Origin of the sequence: Rhodoferax bucti (genome assembly GCF_005876985.1) — a bacterium.
In the GTDB taxonomy this organism is placed as follows: Bacteria; Pseudomonadota; Gammaproteobacteria; order Burkholderiales; family Burkholderiaceae_C; genus Allorhodoferax; species Allorhodoferax bucti.
In genome coordinates this window covers 189,191-203,935 of sequence record NZ_VAHD01000001.1, presented here as the reverse complement: position 1 = coordinate 203,935, position 14,745 = coordinate 189,191, and the positions used below count along the sequence as shown (strand labels likewise).

Annotated in this window: 15 protein-coding genes; 5 read left to right on the top strand and 10 right to left on the bottom strand. The window is 60.5% G+C overall.

Annotated elements, in window-relative coordinates:
* Positions 1 to 56 precede the first annotated feature (56 nt).
* The 4 genes from FDM28_RS00970 to FDM28_RS17565 all read left to right on the top strand — a co-directional run bounded on the left by FDM28_RS00970 (position 57) and on the right by FDM28_RS17565 (position 3,569).
* Positions 57 to 683: an NIPSNAP family protein gene (locus FDM28_RS00970; protein ID WP_138512151.1), complete on the top strand. Its 627-nt coding sequence runs from the start codon at positions 57 to 59 to the stop codon at positions 681 to 683.
* A 15-nt stretch (positions 684 to 698) separates the two neighbouring features.
* A complete protein-coding gene (locus tag FDM28_RS00965) occupies positions 699 to 1,514 on the top strand; it encodes a sugar phosphate isomerase/epimerase family protein (protein WP_138512149.1) in 816 nt (271 codons plus the stop codon).
* A 1,444-nt stretch (positions 1,515 to 2,958) separates the two neighbouring features.
* Positions 2,959 to 3,414 carry a hypothetical protein gene (locus tag FDM28_RS00960; protein ID WP_138512147.1) on the top strand — a complete coding sequence of 152 codons (456 nt, stop codon included), beginning with the start codon at positions 2,959 to 2,961 and terminating at the stop codon, positions 3,412 to 3,414.
* Between the two features lie 2 nt (positions 3,415 to 3,416).
* On the top strand, positions 3,417 to 3,569 hold the full coding sequence (locus tag FDM28_RS17565; RefSeq protein WP_170211560.1) for a hypothetical protein: 153 nt from the start codon (positions 3,417 to 3,419) through the stop codon (positions 3,567 to 3,569).
* 463 nt (positions 3,570 to 4,032) lie between these two features.
* On the opposite strand, the gene FDM28_RS00955 is transcribed toward FDM28_RS17565, so the two are convergent.
* Positions 4,033 to 4,878 carry a class III extradiol dioxygenase family protein gene (locus FDM28_RS00955; protein ID WP_138512145.1) on the bottom strand — a complete coding sequence of 282 codons (846 nt, stop codon included), beginning with the start codon at positions 4,876 to 4,878 and terminating at the stop codon, positions 4,033 to 4,035.
* An 11-nt stretch (positions 4,879 to 4,889) separates the two neighbouring features.
* A complete protein-coding gene (locus FDM28_RS00950; RefSeq protein WP_138512143.1) occupies positions 4,890 to 5,255 on the bottom strand; it encodes a protocatechuate 4,5-dioxygenase subunit alpha in 366 nt (121 codons plus the stop codon).
* Positions 5,256 to 5,331: 76 nt separating this feature from the next.
* Between FDM28_RS00950 and FDM28_RS00945 the strand changes: the two genes are divergently transcribed.
* On the top strand, positions 5,332 to 6,249 hold the full coding sequence (locus tag FDM28_RS00945; RefSeq protein WP_138514173.1) for a LysR family transcriptional regulator: 918 nt from the start codon (positions 5,332 to 5,334) through the stop codon (positions 6,247 to 6,249).
* A gap of 223 nt (positions 6,250 to 6,472) precedes the next feature.
* On the opposite strand, the gene FDM28_RS00940 is transcribed toward FDM28_RS00945, so the two are convergent.
* The 8 genes from FDM28_RS00940 to FDM28_RS00905 all read right to left on the bottom strand — a co-directional run bounded on the left by FDM28_RS00940 (position 6,473) and on the right by FDM28_RS00905 (position 14,736).
* Complete coding sequence (locus tag FDM28_RS00940; RefSeq protein ID WP_138512141.1) at positions 6,473 to 7,987, bottom strand: acetyl-CoA hydrolase/transferase family protein; 1,515 nt, start codon at positions 7,985 to 7,987, stop codon at positions 6,473 to 6,475.
* Positions 7,988 to 8,150: 163 nt separating this feature from the next.
* Positions 8,151 to 8,951 (bottom strand): PEP-CTERM sorting domain-containing protein, encoded by an 801-nt coding sequence (locus FDM28_RS17825; protein ID WP_240791863.1) that lies wholly within the window; start codon positions 8,949 to 8,951, stop codon positions 8,151 to 8,153.
* Positions 8,952 to 8,966: 15 nt separating this feature from the next.
* A complete protein-coding gene (locus FDM28_RS17820; protein ID WP_240791862.1) occupies positions 8,967 to 9,710 on the bottom strand; it encodes a PEP-CTERM sorting domain-containing protein in 744 nt (247 codons plus the stop codon).
* Between the two features lie 112 nt (positions 9,711 to 9,822).
* Complete coding sequence (gene miaB / locus FDM28_RS00925) at positions 9,823 to 11,163, bottom strand: tRNA (N6-isopentenyl adenosine(37)-C2)-methylthiotransferase MiaB (RefSeq protein WP_138512139.1); 1,341 nt, start codon at positions 11,161 to 11,163, stop codon at positions 9,823 to 9,825.
* 131 nt (positions 11,164 to 11,294) lie between these two features.
* Positions 11,295 to 11,678 (bottom strand): hypothetical protein, encoded by a 384-nt coding sequence (locus FDM28_RS00920; protein WP_240791861.1) that lies wholly within the window; start codon positions 11,676 to 11,678, stop codon positions 11,295 to 11,297.
* Between the two features lie 79 nt (positions 11,679 to 11,757).
* Positions 11,758 to 12,975, bottom strand: coding sequence for an FAD-binding domain-containing protein (locus FDM28_RS00915; RefSeq protein WP_138512137.1), 1,218 nt, complete (start codon positions 12,973 to 12,975; stop codon positions 11,758 to 11,760).
* Complete coding sequence (locus tag FDM28_RS00910) at positions 12,972 to 14,576, bottom strand: cryptochrome/photolyase family protein (RefSeq protein WP_206021888.1); 1,605 nt, start codon at positions 14,574 to 14,576, stop codon at positions 12,972 to 12,974. The genes FDM28_RS00915 and FDM28_RS00910 overlap by 4 nt, the downstream gene beginning before the upstream one ends.
* Complete coding sequence (locus FDM28_RS00905; protein ID WP_138512135.1) at positions 14,569 to 14,736, bottom strand: DUF2256 domain-containing protein; 168 nt, start codon at positions 14,734 to 14,736, stop codon at positions 14,569 to 14,571. The genes FDM28_RS00910 and FDM28_RS00905 overlap by 8 nt, the downstream gene beginning before the upstream one ends.
* Between the last annotated feature and the right edge of the window lie 9 nt (positions 14,737 to 14,745).

Genomic DNA, 14,745 nt, shown 5'->3' with positions numbered 1-14,745 from the left:
AAGCAGCTCCTGAATTTATAGCAACCTCTACTTAACTTTTGACCGGAACCACCACCATGTACTACGAACTCGCCACCATGACCTTGCCCTTTGGCACCGCCGGCACCGCTGCCGCCAACGTGCAAGCCTTTGCCACTGCGCCCGGCGCGCAGGGCGAGCTGCTGGGCTGCTGGTTTACCGACATTGGCGTGCTCAACCAGATGATCGTGCTGCGCGGCTTTGCGGACTTGGCCGCGCTGCAAGCCGAGCGCGAGCGCACCCAGCACAGCGCCAGCCCGTTTGGCTGCGGCGACATTTTCCAGACCCTGGAGCAGCACAGCTACAAGGGCTTTCCGTGGATGAAGCCGGTGCGCCCGAGTGCCGAGTCCGGCATCAGCGGCCCGGTGTACGAGATTCGCACCTACGGCATTAAGACCGGCGGCGTGCAGCCCACCATCGATTTGTGGGAGCAGTACGTGCCCGCCCGCGAAGCCCTGTCTCCCTGCGTGGTGGCCATGGTCGCGCTGGACGGCCTGCTGCGCTTTACCAACATCTGGGCCTACCCCTCGCTGGACGCCCGCTCCAAGGCGCGTGCCGATGCGGTGGCCCAAGGCGTGTGGCCCCCCAAGGGCGGCCCGGCCCACCTGACAACGAATATGGTCTCCACCATCGGCCTGCCCACGGCGGTGTCGCCCCTGAAGTAAGGCGGGGAGCAGCGCATGGCACCCAAACGCAGCTATTCGCTGGCCTACCTCACCGCGCACACCTGCACGCCGCCGCAAGCCCTGCAGCTGGCCGCCGAGCTGGGCTATGCCGAGGTGGGCCTGCGCCTGCAACCCAACGCGCCTGGCGCGCCGCAGCAATATTTGATCGGCCTGCCCGAGGTGCTGCGCGAAACACAGGCGGTGCAGCGCGACACGGGCGTGGGTGTGTTTGACCTGGAAATCATCCGCATCGGCGAAGCGTTTGACCTGGAGTTTTACCGCGCCTTGTTGGAGGCCGGTGCGGCGCTAAATGCCAAGGCCATGCTGGTCGCGGGCGATGACACCCACGAGCCCCGCCTGGCCGATAACTACGCCCGCCTGTGCGAAGCGCTGGCGCCCTACGGCATCACCGCTGACCTGGAGTTCATGCCCTGGACCGCCGTGCCCGATGCCAAGGCCGCGCTGCGCGTGGTACAGGCGGCCGGCATGCCGGCCAACGCGGGCATCTTGGTGGATGCGCTGCACTTCGGCCGCAGCCACACCACGCTGGACGACATCCGCGCCATCCCGCGCCAGTTGCTGCACTACGCGCAGATGTGCGATGCGGTGGCCGGCACGCACTTCAGCACCGAGGCCATGATCCACACCGCCCGCTGCGAACGCTTGTTGCCCGGCGAGGGCAGTATCGATTTGCAGGGCCTGTTCAGCGTGCTGCCCACGGACATTCCGGTGAGCGTGGAGGTAGTGAACTTTGAGCGCTCTGCGGCGCTGGGGGCTAATCCTTGGGCTGAGCAGTGCTTAGAAGCTAGTCGCCGTATCTTGGCGGATTGACACGGCTTGTGTGGCATAGCGGGGAGTCCGGGGCCCCGCCTCATACTGCCAAACGCGCAGAAATCGGCGGGGCCCCGGACTCCCCGCTATGTGGAGGGCGTGGTTGGTGTGCGTGCTGGATCGGGTAAGGTTGTGGGGCTGCTTTGCAGCGGAAGCAGTCCTTCACAAAAACACCCGATTGGGGGATGTTCAAGTTGGCTCCGGAGCACCAAAATCGTGAAATCGCTGGCTCACTCCATTACTTACAAAGTGCGGAGGTCGTCGGAATTTATATATCTGTTAAACGCACATGAAAAATGTAGTGATCAAGAAAGCATGCGGCTTTCCAGCCCTTTATCCAAAGTGTGCATCGTTAACGCTTGGATCTATCAACCGGTTTTCGCGGTCTACATTGCGTTAGGCTCTCTATGAATGCACCCGCCTTGGGCTTCGAAGAAGAATCGCACATCTCAAAGCAAGAGATTGCGCAGCCCAAGCTCACTGAAGTCATGTCGTTATTTTTGAAAGGAAAATTTCTGTGCGCGTTCACGCTTGCGGGTGCCGCTGAAGGTGGGGGGGGAGCTGGCCTGTTCAACGCGGGGGCAAGGCGCCCACAGTCGAAGAGTCAACAGCAAGGATTGCATACTTGCTCAATGAGCTTGACCTACAAACAATCAAGCCACCAAAAGACACAGCCTACTATAACGTTTAGCAGAAACCTGTCGCCATAAAGGAGTCCAAGTAAATGGTGAATTTAACGGTGAACAACTAGAAGCACTTGCAGGTAAGTTACTTGGACGACTTAAAATTATGAGAGTAAAAGAAGCCATTAAAAATCCATCAGATGATTGGAGTAAAGAAGCGTGAAAATTCGATCCAATATTACATTAATCACACTAACAGTCACACTCGCACTAACTTTGAGTGGGTGTGCATCACTCCCTGATCTAGAAATCTCAAAGGAATCCCAAGATATGATTCATCTAACCAATGTTTTAATGATGCCACTTTGAAAAATAGCGACCAAAAAACCCCGCATCGGAACACTTAATTATGAACTGGTATTGGGCTTTTTACGTCTAAAATTTCTGACTCTAATCTAATTGTTGTACTGAATCGCCCATCATAAGTTTAGTATGCTCTGCATACGGCCCTTTGAGGGAATCCATCACTTGGGTAGCTTTAGGTGTATCAGTCTTAAAATTGACTAAAGCTCGAAATGCGATCAAGCACCACAATGAAAAAGAACCCCAGGTCATCACACTGAACCAGTTTGATGAAGCGTACTGGATGATCGAACGAGCGCTAAAAATACTGCGCTGCTGGCACTTAACATTGAGAATGTCAACGACTATCGAAACTGGATTATCCAAAATTTAAACATGTGGGTATACTGAATGCCAATTTCAGTATCTCTTACCAGCCTAACTTTTTTAGTCATTACTATTCATTTTTGGAGGCAGCTATGGAAATAGTTATTCTGTTCGTTGTCGTGGCCGTAGTTATTTTTTTCTTCGTGAATCGAGGCGAAGATTTTGACGATCCGAAACCAATGACCAGTCAGCATTTGCTATCTGCAATTGCGGGCCAAGCTGATTGGCTGGAAAAGATGAGTCGAGCACCTATTGAGAGTAAAAATTCCTCATCGATAGTTGAACTGACCAAGAAGCGAAGAGGCTATATCGCGCGGTTGTGTATGGAAGTCGTGTCAAGAGGGGGCGGTGACGGAGGCTCAACCAACCAAGAGCATAAATATCCAGGAGCTACTGCCGCCATCAACGTTTTTTCAGAAACCTACGCGTATGCGAAGGAACTGGAGGCATCAGGTACTAGCAAGGAGAGCGCTGCAATAAAGGCTGTAAAAGAAAAATTATTCCTCCCAAATGGTGTGCTCTATCCAACTCGTTGGGAGGCAAATTAATTATGGCTCGCTGGCTTGTTGTTTCTTCCGTATATGCCGCAATGTTCTTGATGTCTTCGAGGTTTGATGCAATGCAAGCCATCGTCGGCGGCTTGATGTGCGGCGCTGCCTCAATTGGCGCATTGAAGCTTTTTGGCATGGACAAGAAAGAATAATGCACGCCACTTTCAGCGTGCGCGGCAGGATTACAGGTAACAATCATCTTCGGCATGCCACGGCACAGGGAGTCAGCCATGCTGCGGTCAAGCATTCAGCACGGTTTTGGGGCTTGCGTGTCCATCACGCCCTCTACTGCGCTTACCAAGCCTAACCATTTGGTGAAGCTGACGCCAAAAGCTGCGCTTTTGGTTCTGTTCAGTCGATTCGTTCCTAACGGCGCGGCATACCGCCGGCGTTAAAGACTGTTTCCAGCCTAAAACGGAAAGTACACCTCCAAGGCGAGCAGCCCAGCTTGCGAGCGTAGGCGCCATTCGCGGTTGCCACAGAGGCCGCGCACCAACCATCCAGTTAACGCAAAAACAAAGGCGCACCCAAGGCAGCCGCCCGCGAGGTGCGCCGGAGTCCGCAAGCTGGGCTGCTCGCCGGCGCCCACTTGCGTCTTAGCCCAAACGAGCCGACTTACACCGCCTCCAACGCCAGCACCGCCGTAGCCGTGTTGGAAATCGGGATGTGGTAGTTGCTGTGCACGCGGCGCACGCCAGGGGCTGCCGCGGTCAGCGCACCGCGCATGGCCAGCCACATCAGCAACTCCACACCCTGTGTGCCGGTTTTTTCTACCAACTCGTGCACGCTGAACTGAGTGGCCCACTCGGGGTTGGTGCTCAGGCTCTCGATAAATTGCAGGTCAAACGCTTTGTTGATGAAGCCTGCGCGCTCGCCGTCCAGCTGGTGGCTGAGGCCGCCGGAGGCAATCACGGCCACCTTCTTGTCGCTGTTCCAGCTCTGGATCGCCTGGCCCACCGCCTTGCCCAGCGCGTAGCAGCGCTTGGCCGAGGGCAGGGGGAACTGCACGGTGTTGATGCACACCGGCACCACGGTCACCGGGCAATCGCCTTCGGGCCAGAAGAGCTTGAGCGGCAGCGTGCAGGCGTGGTCCACCAGCATTTCCTGGCAGGTGGTCACGTCAAACTCCTGGTCGATCAGCGTGTTGATCAGGTGCCACGACAAATCCACTTCGCCCTGAAAAGGCGGCAGGGTGGGGATGCCCCAGCCTTCGTCGGCGTTGTTGTATTGCGCGGCGGCACCCACGGCGAAGGTGGGCATTTTGTCGAGGAAGAAGTTCAGCCCGTGGTCGTTGTAGAACATCACCACCACGTCGGGCGTCTTCTCGCCCAGCCATTCGCGGATGGGCGGAAAGCCGTCAAAAAAAGGCCTCCAGTACGGTTCGTTTTGCAAGCCCTTGTGGATCGCGTTGCCGATTGCGGGAATGTGCGAGGTGCCGAGGCCGCCGATGAGTTGTGCCATGTGATGTCTCCTTATTTGCCTGCGGCCACCAACATGGCCTTGAATTCGTCTTTGCTCATGCCGGTTTGCTGCGCGCCAATGTCCTGCATGTCCAGCTTGAAGATGCCCGCGAACTTGGCCAGGTAGTAGGCGTTGCCGCCGGCCTCAATGAGTTGCAGCACGTTTTTGGCGCGGATGGCGGCGGCCTGCTGCTCGTTCAGGCTGTACCGCTTCATGTACGCCTCTTCGTCGGCCAGAAAGGCTGCGCGGTTGGCCGCGTCGTTGAACGAAAAGCACATCTTGTTGAGCGCGTAGCCCTTGCGGGCCTGGTCGCCATCAAAGGGCGTGGTGCCGGGAATGACCGGTTTGGCGGTGGGTGGGGGGGCAAAGTGTGCCATGTTTATCTCCTGCGGTTGATCTACGTCAGGCGGGAGTGTCGGGGCCCCATTGCCAAAGATAAACGGGGTGGCGATCATCAAATGCATGAGCAAAATCGATTGGTCCCACCTCGACGCCCACCTTTTGCAGCTGCTATTGGCCGTGTTGGAGACTGGCAGCATCACCGCCGCCGCCGCGCGCCTGGGCGTGACGCAATCCGCCGTGAGCCACCTGCTGGAGAAGCTGCGCGCCATCACCGGTGACCCGCTGTTTGTGAAGCGCGGGCGCGGCATCGCCCCCACCGCGCACGCCGAGAGCCTGGCCGCCCCTGCACGCGCCTTGCTGCGGCAGATGCAGCAGTTTGCCCAGAGCGCCTCGTTCGACCCCGCGCAGTGGAGCACCCAGCTCACCATTGCCGCCAACGACTTCCAGCGTGAGCTGCTGTTGCCGCCCCTGGCCGCCCGCCTGCGGGCGCTGGCGCCGGGCGTGACCCTGCGCATCATCCCCAGCGCCGTGCCACGCTTGGATTTGCTGCGGGCCGACGAATGCCACCTCGTCATCAGCCCCCGCCCGCCGGATGGCACCGACATCGTGCAAAAGCGCCTGTTTGACGACAGCTATGCCGTATTTTTTGACGCCACCGTGCGCAGCGCCCCGCACACCGAGGTCGAGTACCTGGCCGCCGACCATGCCAGCGTGGCCTACGAGGCGAACCGGGGTTTGGACATTGACCAGCAACTGCTGTCCCGTGGCTTGGCGCGCCGCTTTGCGGTGCTGGTGCCGGGCTTTAGCGCCCTACCGGCCTTTGTGCGCGGCACGCCGCTGTTGGTGACCGCGCCTCGCTTGATGGGCCGCACTACCTTGGCTGGCCTGGCCCATGCCCCGGTGCCGGTGACTTGCCCGACCATGCCCATGTTCGCCATCTGGCACGCCCGCTACCAGCAAGACCCCGCCCACCGTTGGCTGCGTGCGCAGCTGGAGGCGGTGGTGGGGCCGGCGTTGCAGGGGGCTTGAGCTCCTTGTGGTTGCCGCGTGTGTGGGGGCAGAGCGGGGAGTCCGGGCCCCCGCCTCATACTGCCAAACGCGCAGAAATCGGCGGGGCCCCGGACTCCCCGCTCTGCGGCGAAAGCCAACCATGTTCACCGCGACCCACCCGCTGATGGACATTGGGTTACAAGCGAAATAGCCCGCTAGCGCTCGTAGAATATGCGCCAGCAGCTCCTAATTCAATAGCAAATCAAAGCATCCGCCCGGTCTTCACAAACCGGTCGTGCCACGACAGCGCCTCGCTCAGGATGTGCGGGGTGTGGCGGCCAGGGGCTTCTTGCAGGGCGCGGTTGAAGTAGTCGCGCAGGGCGGGGCGGAAGTCGGGGTGGGCGCAGTTCTCGATGACGAGCTGGGCCCGCTGCGTGGGGGACTTGCCGCGCAGGTCGGCCAGGCCTTGTTCGGTAACGATGATTTCCACATCGTGCTCGGTGTGGTCGGTGTGCGAGACCATGGGCACGATGCAGGAGATAGCGCCGTCCTTGGCGGTGGAGGGCGTCATGAAGAAGGAGAGGTAGGCATTGCGCGCAAAGTCGCCTGAGCCGCCAATGCCATTCATGATGCTGCTGCCCATGATGTGGGTGGAGTTCACATTGCCGTAGATGTCAGCCTCGATCATCGCGTTCATGGCAATCAGGCCCAGGCGGCGGATGACTTCGGGGTGGTTGCTCATCTCTTGCGGGCGCAGCACGATGCGCTCGCGGTAGAAGTCGATGTTGGCGTTGAACTCTTCCAAGGCCGCCGGGCTGAAGGACAGCGCCGTGGCCGAGGCCATGGTCAGCTTGCCGGACTTGATCATCTCCAGCATGCCGTCTTGCAGCACCTCGGTGTAGGCGCTGAGGTTGTTGAACGGGCCCCTGTTTAAGCCGATGAGCACCGCGTTGGCAATATTGCCAACGCCGCTTTGCAAGGGCAGCAGGTCCGCGGGCAGGCGGCCGGCGCTCACCTCTTGCTGCAAAAAGTTGATGATGTGGCCGGCAATGCGCTCCGACGTGGCATCCGGTGGCGTGAAGGGGGAGTTGCGGTCGTGCTCGCTGGTTTCCACCACCGCAATTACCTTGGCCGGGTCGCAGTGCAGGTAGCAGTCGCCAATGCGGTCACCGGGCGCCACCAATGGGATGGGCTGGCGGTGCGGCGGAATGCGGGTGCCGTAATAAATGTCGTGCATGCCCTCCAGTCCGGGGTGCTGCTGGTGGTTCACTTCCAGAATGATGTGGTCGGCAAGGTCCAGCCAGGTTTTGTTGTTACCCACTGAGGACGCGGGGATCAGCCGCCCATCCGGCAGGACGCCCGCCACTTCGACGACCGCGACTTTGAGCGGCCCCAAAAAGCCAAACCACGCCAGCTGCGCCACGTGTGAGAGGTGGATGTCGGTGTACTGCATTTGCCCCGCGTTGATCTGCTTGCGCACTGTGGGGTCCGATTGGTAAGGCAGGCGCATGGACACGCCGTGGGCCTTGGCGAGCGCGCCGTCCAGCTCGGGCGCGGTGGAGGCACCAGTCCACAGGCCGATCTGGAAGTCTTCACCCTTGGCGTGCAAGGCCTCCATCCGCTGGGCCAGTGCCTGGGGCACGGCCTTGGGGTGGCCCGAGCCGGTGAAGCCGCTCATGCCCACATTAGCCCCCGCAGGGATGAGGGCGGCCGCAGCCTCGGCCGACATGATCTTGGCCTGAAAGGCGGGGTGTTGGATGCGGGGTGCCGATGACATGTTCAAAAACTCCGGGGGCGTAAAGGTGTCCGGCGCGCGGCGGCTCCGGTGCGGCTCATCTTACGTTTGGCGTGCGGGTTTACCCTTGAATTTTTCTTGACTTAGGGCAAGCCAAAAGCAAAAAGGGCTCCCGCAGGAGCCCTTGGCATAAGGCGTTGAATACTCAGGCGTTTGCTTTGTTTTTGCGGCGTGCCACGGCACCCATCAGCCCCAGACCAGCCAGCAGCATGGCGTAGGTTTCGGGTTCGGGCACGGGGGCGGAAATGGCGATTCGTTCAGACCATTGGTTAGAGACTTGACTGTAGTGCTCAGTTCGTATGGACCCAATGGCCGTATCTTTGTACATGTAAATTTGGAGGAAGGAGAGGGCTCCACCATCGGTCGCTTCTGCAACCACACTCACCTCACTGTCTGTGACGCCTGTTTCGTAGAAATTAGCATTGGTTCCTCCACTTGCCCAGTTGGGCATGAAACTGGTGATGGGGCCTCCGTCTAGTGATACTCCGAAGCCTGGGGTGACGTATTGCAGGTTTCCGCGAGGAGAAGTTTTATTCCCCAGTGTTGCGTTGAGAGTAGTTGAGTATGTGAGGGTGTTGCCCGTTGTATTTTTCATGGACATTTCAATCCACTGGTCTCCTACGACGGAATTCACATAAACGTTCGCGGCTTGATAAAAAATTGAATAGTCTTGTACGGAATAGTCGTAGCTATAGGTTTGTGTGAACAGCGTCTGCTGGTACCACTGACCCGATGCTCCATCTTGAAAATTTCCCAAAATGCTCGCTGTTGTGGTTGTCAGGTGGTTTCGGTAATCGAACGTATTTGCACCGATGTAGGTTTGCTCTCCGCTATCCACGAGGTCGTATTGCCCTACCAAATTGGCGGACGTCGTGACGGTAACGGGTGCTGCTATAGCGCTTACGCTTAAAAGGAAACTGGCGATCGTTGTGCTGATTTTTTTCATTGGATTCACCCTGGTTCAATTAATTTTTGTTTGACGGCGGCGTGCCACTGCACCCATCAGCCCCAGACCAGCCAACAACATGGCGTAGGTTTCTGGCTCGGGGACTGGTGTCACGGGAAAGCTCTCACCTTGCACAAAAGCGCCGATGACCAGCATCTTGGTAACGGTTGCGTCGGTGTCGTTGTTGAAACTGGTGCTGAGTGGTGTGGTCAGCAGGTCACTTGCATACGTGAGGCTGTCGCTTTGCACGGACGAAGCAGGCAAAGCATCGCGTATTTCAAAGTACGTGCCGGCGTAGCCACTTTCACCCAAGCCTTTTTCATAGTGGGAACTCAAGGATGAGAGCGCACCAAAAGTAATGCTGCTGTGCGCTCCCAACGTAAAGCTCAGGCTGGCGTAGGCGATGGAGTTGTAGCGGTTGTCGTTGTCGCTATTTCCTTTGGCCAGAAAAACGGCAGTGCTGAAGTCGTCGCCGCTGATTTGTGCCGTTGCGTTGCTGCTGGTGTTGCTAACAGCCAGGGGATCGTTGCTCGAGGTGATGCGTGTGTCGGAAAGCAATGTGACGCCGTTGGCGTCTTTGAGGTCCACGCTCAAGCTGATTGCGGGGTTGCTAGCTTGAAAGCTGCTCAAGCCGGTGTCGACCGATACGGTGAAATTGGAAATGGATGCGAAAGACGCTGACGCTGCCAAAGCGGGGGACGCAGCCACCAAAGAAAGCATGGTCGCGACCGCAACCACGCCAGAACGAACCTGACTCATGCAAACTCCCTGTGTATGTTTTGTTACAAAGAGTATCCCCGCATAAGTCAGGGGTAACCATAGTCCGTTCGGGTAACTGTGGTGCTGCGTTCTCAGCGCGCTGGCGTTGTAACTAAGTGGGCATGTGCTCCACCGTCAACACCTCGCCGCGCAGCGTGTAGCTGCGGGTTTCGGTGATGCGCACGTCCACCAACTGGCCGATCAGGCGTGGGTGGCCGGCGAAGTTGACTACGCGGTTGCACTCGGTGCGGCCCATCAGCTCGCCGTTGTCGCGCTTGCTACCGCCTTCCACCAGAATGCGCTGCACCGTGCCCAGGCGCTGCTCGCTGATGCGGGCGATGTTGGCGTTGATATTCGCCTGCACCTCTTGCAGGCGGCGCAGCTTCACCTCGTGCGGTGTGTCGTCATGCAGGTTGGCAGCGGGCGTGCCGGGGCGGGGGCTGAAGATGAAGCTGAATGAGTTGTCAAAGCCGATGTCGTCCATCAGCTTCATCAGCTTGGCGTGGTCGTCTTCCGTTTCCCCGGGGAAGCCGACAATGAAGTCCGAGCTCACCGACAGCTCCGGTCGGATGGCGCGCAGCTTGCGGATGGTGCTCTTGTATTCCATGGCGGTGTAGCCGCGTTTCATGGCCATCAAAATCTTGTCGCTGCCGTGCTGCACCGGCAGGTGCAGGTGGCTCACCAGTTTGGGCAACTTCTCGTAGGCCGCAATCAGGCTGGGCGTGAACTCGTTGGGGTGGCTGGTGGTGTAGCGGATGCGCTCGATGCCGGGGATGTCGCTCACATATTCGAGCAGGGTGGCAAAGTCGGCCATCTCGCCCGAGTCGCCCATGGTGTGGCGCCAGGCGTTCACGTTTTGGCCCAGCAGGTTGACCTCTTTCACGCCTTGGTCGGCCAGGCCGGCAATCTCTACCAGTACATCTTCAAACGGGCGGTTGATTTCGGTGCCGCGGGTGTAGGGCACCACGCAGTAGCTGCAGTATTTGTTGCAGCCCTCCATGATGCTCACAAACGCGCTGGCGCCCTCCACTTTGGCCGGGGGCAGGTGGTCGAACTTTTCAATCTCGGGGAAGCTGATGTCCACCTGCGGTTTGTCCAGCGCCTTGCGAGCGTTGAGCATCTCGGGCAGGCGGTGCAGGGTTTGCGGGCCGAACACCACGTCCACATAAGGCGCGCGCTTGATGATCTCAGCGCCTTCCTGGCTGGCCACGCAGCCGCCCACGCCAATTTGCACGCCCTTGGCTTTGAGGTGCTTGATGCGGCCCAGGTCGCTGAACACCTTCTCTTGCGCCTTCTCGCGCACTGAGCAGGTGTTGAAGAGGATGAGGTCGGCCTGCTCCACATCGTCGGTGGGCTCGTAGCCTTGGGCGGCGCCCAGCACGTCGGCCATCTTGTCCGAGTCGTACTCGTTCATCTGGCAGCCGAAGGTTTTGATAAAGACTTTTTTGGACATGATGGATTCGCTTGAATGCTATGAATTTGAGAGCTGCTTGCGCATATTCTGCGGGCGCTAGAGGCTTTAAAGGCTTGTAATTTCTGCACCCTGCAAGTGCCCAGAGGCTTGAGGCCTGGGCGCCGGGTGGCTTACTTGGAGTACGACGGCTTGGCCGGAATGAGCTGGGCTTCCAGCGCGGTGAGCACCCACACGTCGTGCAGCATGCCGTTGGGCTCGCGGGTGTACATCACGGGCAAGCTTTGCCCGACTAGCGAGCCCGACAGGGCGAACATGCCGTTCAGCCCGCGGATGCGGGAGCCGGGCGAGAGCCGGTCCACGGTTCCGTCCAGGGTCACTTCAGGGGGCGCGACCACGACCAGCGTGCCGCGCAGGGCGTTGGCCGGAAAGGTGCGCACCGCCACAACAGTGCCATCGGTGGTGGTGAGGTTTTGGCTGGTGGTGCCGGTTTGCGCCTGCGCGCCAGTGCCCAGCAGGGTGAGCGACAGAGCGCAGAGAGAGAGGCAGCGGTTCATGGTGTGTATCCAGAGGCTGTGAACGAAGGGCGCGATTTTACCGTGCGTGCCGCTTAGGCAAGGCGATCAGGCCAGAAGATCAGGCAAGGAGTGGCGCCTGTTTCCACCAGCTGGCAAAGCTGGGGCACAGAGGCTCCACCGTGCCAAACAGCGCCGGCACCTCGACAGGCCCGGTGCGGGTGGCTGGGCTGTGGTTCCGCAAGGCGTTGGCCAGCTGGGCCAAGGCCGCATCCCCATGCGGGTCCGGGTGCCAGTGCACCGAGCGCGCATGGCGCAGGGCATGGGCCATCGCTTGCGGGCTGCCCCACCAGCGCTGCGCTGTGGTGGCTTGCAAGCCCTCGCTGACAAAGCCCCAGCGCTGGGCGCTCCAGGGGCCGGCAGCGTGGCATTCGGCAAAGCCTACCCCGATGTGCGCGGCATCCGCAGGCGCAAGCGCCGGGTCTGCGTGCAGGGCCCACGGGTGGTGCAGCCACACATCGCGACCTTGCAGCGCTGCCGGGTCCACCGCAGTGGGGTCTTGCCAGGCCCGCGCAGTGGCTTCGTCACCAGTCAACGGGCTGGTGTGCAGGGCAGGTGGCGCCAAGCCCGTGCAAGAAGGTGCCAGCGACTCCGGGTGCACGGCTTGGGGCGCGCGGGCGATGGCGTCCAGTGCTTCATAGGTCGTGTCCAGCACGGTGCCAAAGCTGTGCCACGGCGCGGGCGCGTATTTGGCAACGTTCTCGGCGTTGAACAGATAGGGCTTCACGCTGCCAGTGCCGGCCACCCACTGCCAGCTCAGGCTGTTGCTCGCCACATCGCCGTCGAGCAGGTAGCCCAGCATCCACTGCGCGCCCACCCGCCAGTGCACCTTGCGCAGGTGCACCAGGTAGCTGGCCAGCCACATGCGGGCGTGGTTGTGCACATAGCCGTTGGCATAAAGGGTGCGCACCGCGAGGTCGATGGCGGGAATGCCGGTGCGAGCCTCCAGCACATCTGCTGGCATCGTGGTGCCATACGCAGCCTCTGGGTGCAGGCCGGCGTGCAGCGATTGCAAAATGCCCTCCCCCCGGTGCGCCCACACGTGCCGGTAGTAGGCCCGCCAGCCCAGCTCAAATACCAGCTTGTGCTGCGCCGCCAGCGGGTGGCGGGCGTGCACCGCCGCATATACCTCGCGCAGGCTCAGCAGGCCGTGGGTGAGGTAGGGCGAGAGGCGGGTGACAGCGCCCTCCAGAAAATTACGGCTGCGGGCATAGGCCTCGGGGTTGACGGTGGCCAGTTGGGCCAGCGCAGCCTCGCGCGTGGGGGTGAATGTGTTCATGGGGTTGTAGGGGCAGCCGGTGTGCTCACTGCCTGTGCCGCACGGTGGGCGGTGGCTTGGGCGGCAATGGCTTCGCGCGCCGGATCATCCAGCCGGGCGAGGTTTTTGAGTTGCATGGCCATGCGCGGGTTTTTCTTGAGCAGTGCTTCATGGCGGGCCAGAAAGTCCCAGTACAGCGTGGTGAAGGGGCAGGCCTGTGCGCCGGTAGATTGCGCCGGGTCATAGCGGCAGCCCTTGCAATGGTTGCTCATGCGCTGGATGTATTTGCCGCTGGCCACATAGGGCTTGCTGGCCATGATGCCCCCATCCCCGAACTGGCTCATGCCCAGGGTGTTGGGCAGCTCCACCCACTCCACCGCATCCACGTACACCGCCAGGTACCAGGCATGTACGGCCTGCGGCTTCACCCCGAGCAGCAGGGCATACAGGCCGGTCACCATGAGGCGCTGTATGTGGTGGGCGTAGCCGTGCTCCAGGGTTTGGGTGATGGCGTCGCGCAGGCAGGCCATGTCGGTCTCACCCGTCCAGTACCACGCGGGGAGTTCGGCCTGTGCGTCCAGCGCGTTGAGCGCCAGGTAGTCGGGCATGCGGGTCCAGTAGATGCCCCGCACATATTCGCGCCAGCCCAAGATTTGCCGCACAAAGCCCTCTACCGCCGCCAGTGGTGCGTGGCCCTGCCGAAAGGCAGCTTCGGCCGCCTGCAGCACCTCGCGGGGGTTGAGCAGTTTGAGATTGAGCGCGCAGCTCAGGTGCGAGTGGTAGAGCCAGGCCTCGCCGGCCCACATGGCGTCCTCAAATTTGCCGAACAGCGGCAAGCGCTCGGTGATGAATGCGTGCAGTACCTGCAGGGCTTGCTCGCGCGTTACCGGCCATCCAAAGGTGTCCAGCTTGCCGGGGTGCGCGGCAAACCGGGTGTTGACGAGGGCGATCACCTCTTGCGTGATGGCATCCGGCGCAAAGCGGGTGGGCGGGGGCACGTGCTGCGGGCCCTCTTTGCCGAAGGACTCGCGGTTATCGGCATCAAAGTTCCACTGCCCGCCGCAGGGCGCACCGTCGTCCATCAAGATGCCGTGCTTTTGCCGCAGCTCGCGGTACCAGTATTCCAGCCGCAGCTGCTTGCGGCCTTTGGCGTGGGCGGCGAAGTCGCGCACGGTGCTGTAGAAATGGGTGTCGTCGCGCAGGTCCAGCGGCAGTGCGTGCTGGGTTGCAATGGCCCGCAGCGCGTGCAGTACCCGCCAGTCGCCGGGGGCGGTCATCACCAGCGCCGCAGGTTGCAGTGCGGTGATGGCCTGCTGCAGTTGCAAGGCCAACGTGCCCGCGTTGCTGGCGTCATCCAGCCGGGTGTAGGCCACCGGGTAGCCGCGGGCTTGCAGCGCCTGCGCAAAGTGCCGCATGGCGCTCAAAAACACGGCCGTACGCTGCTTGGCAGACCACATATGCGTGCTTTCCTCCGCCACCTCGGCCATCCACACCACGTCTTGCGTAAGGTCGAAATCTTGCAGGGCGGTGGAATCGGCATCCAGCTGGTCGCCCAGCACGATGACGAGGTGGCGCACTTTCGCGGGCAGGGCAGGGGGCGCGTTAGCGATGGTGTTAGACATGGGGCTTTTTCTCCGACTTTTTGGCGCGGCAGGCGTCGGAGCAATACAGCACCGATTCCCAGTTCTTCGCCCAGGCCTTGCGCCAGGTCATGGTGCGGCCGCACACGGCACATGGCTTGCTGGGCAGGAACTGCTTGTTGCCTTTGAAGTCGTTTTTCATGGGAGGTTG

Bases quoted from the DNA above. Each gene is read 5' to 3' on its own strand.
- FDM28_RS17565 (WP_170211560.1), top strand. From the start codon at position 3,417: ATGGCTCGCTGGCTTGTTGTTTCTTCCGTATATGCCGCAATGTTCTTG.
- FDM28_RS00905 (WP_138512135.1), bottom strand. From the start codon at position 14,736: ATGAAAAACGACTTCAAAGGCAACAAGCAGTTCCTGCCCAGCAAGCCA.
- FDM28_RS00910 (WP_206021888.1), bottom strand. From the start codon at position 14,576: ATGTCTAACACCATCGCTAACGCGCCCCCTGCCCTGCCCGCGAAAGTG.
- miaB (WP_138512139.1), bottom strand. From the start codon at position 11,163: ATGTCCAAAAAAGTCTTTATCAAAACCTTCGGCTGCCAGATGAACGAG.
- FDM28_RS17820 (WP_240791862.1), bottom strand. From the start codon at position 9,710: ATGAGTCAGGTTCGTTCTGGCGTGGTTGCGGTCGCGACCATGCTTTCT.
- FDM28_RS00955 (WP_138512145.1), bottom strand. From the start codon at position 4,878: ATGGCACAACTCATCGGCGGCCTCGGCACCTCGCACATTCCCGCAATC.
- FDM28_RS00940 (WP_138512141.1), bottom strand. From the start codon at position 7,987: ATGTCATCGGCACCCCGCATCCAACACCCCGCCTTTCAGGCCAAGATC.
- FDM28_RS00920 (WP_240791861.1), bottom strand. From the start codon at position 11,678: ATGAACCGCTGCCTCTCTCTCTGCGCTCTGTCGCTCACCCTGCTGGGC.
- FDM28_RS00960 (WP_138512147.1), top strand. From the start codon at position 2,959: ATGGAAATAGTTATTCTGTTCGTTGTCGTGGCCGTAGTTATTTTTTTC.
- FDM28_RS17825 (WP_240791863.1), bottom strand. From the start codon at position 8,951: ATGAAAAAAATCAGCACAACGATCGCCAGTTTCCTTTTAAGCGTAAGC.
- FDM28_RS00915 (WP_138512137.1), bottom strand. From the start codon at position 12,975: ATGAACACATTCACCCCCACGCGCGAGGCTGCGCTGGCCCAACTGGCC.
- FDM28_RS00965 (WP_138512149.1), top strand. From the start codon at position 699: ATGGCACCCAAACGCAGCTATTCGCTGGCCTACCTCACCGCGCACACC.
- FDM28_RS00970 (WP_138512151.1), top strand. From the start codon at position 57: ATGTACTACGAACTCGCCACCATGACCTTGCCCTTTGGCACCGCCGGC.
- FDM28_RS00950 (WP_138512143.1), bottom strand. From the start codon at position 5,255: ATGGCACACTTTGCCCCCCCACCCACCGCCAAACCGGTCATTCCCGGC.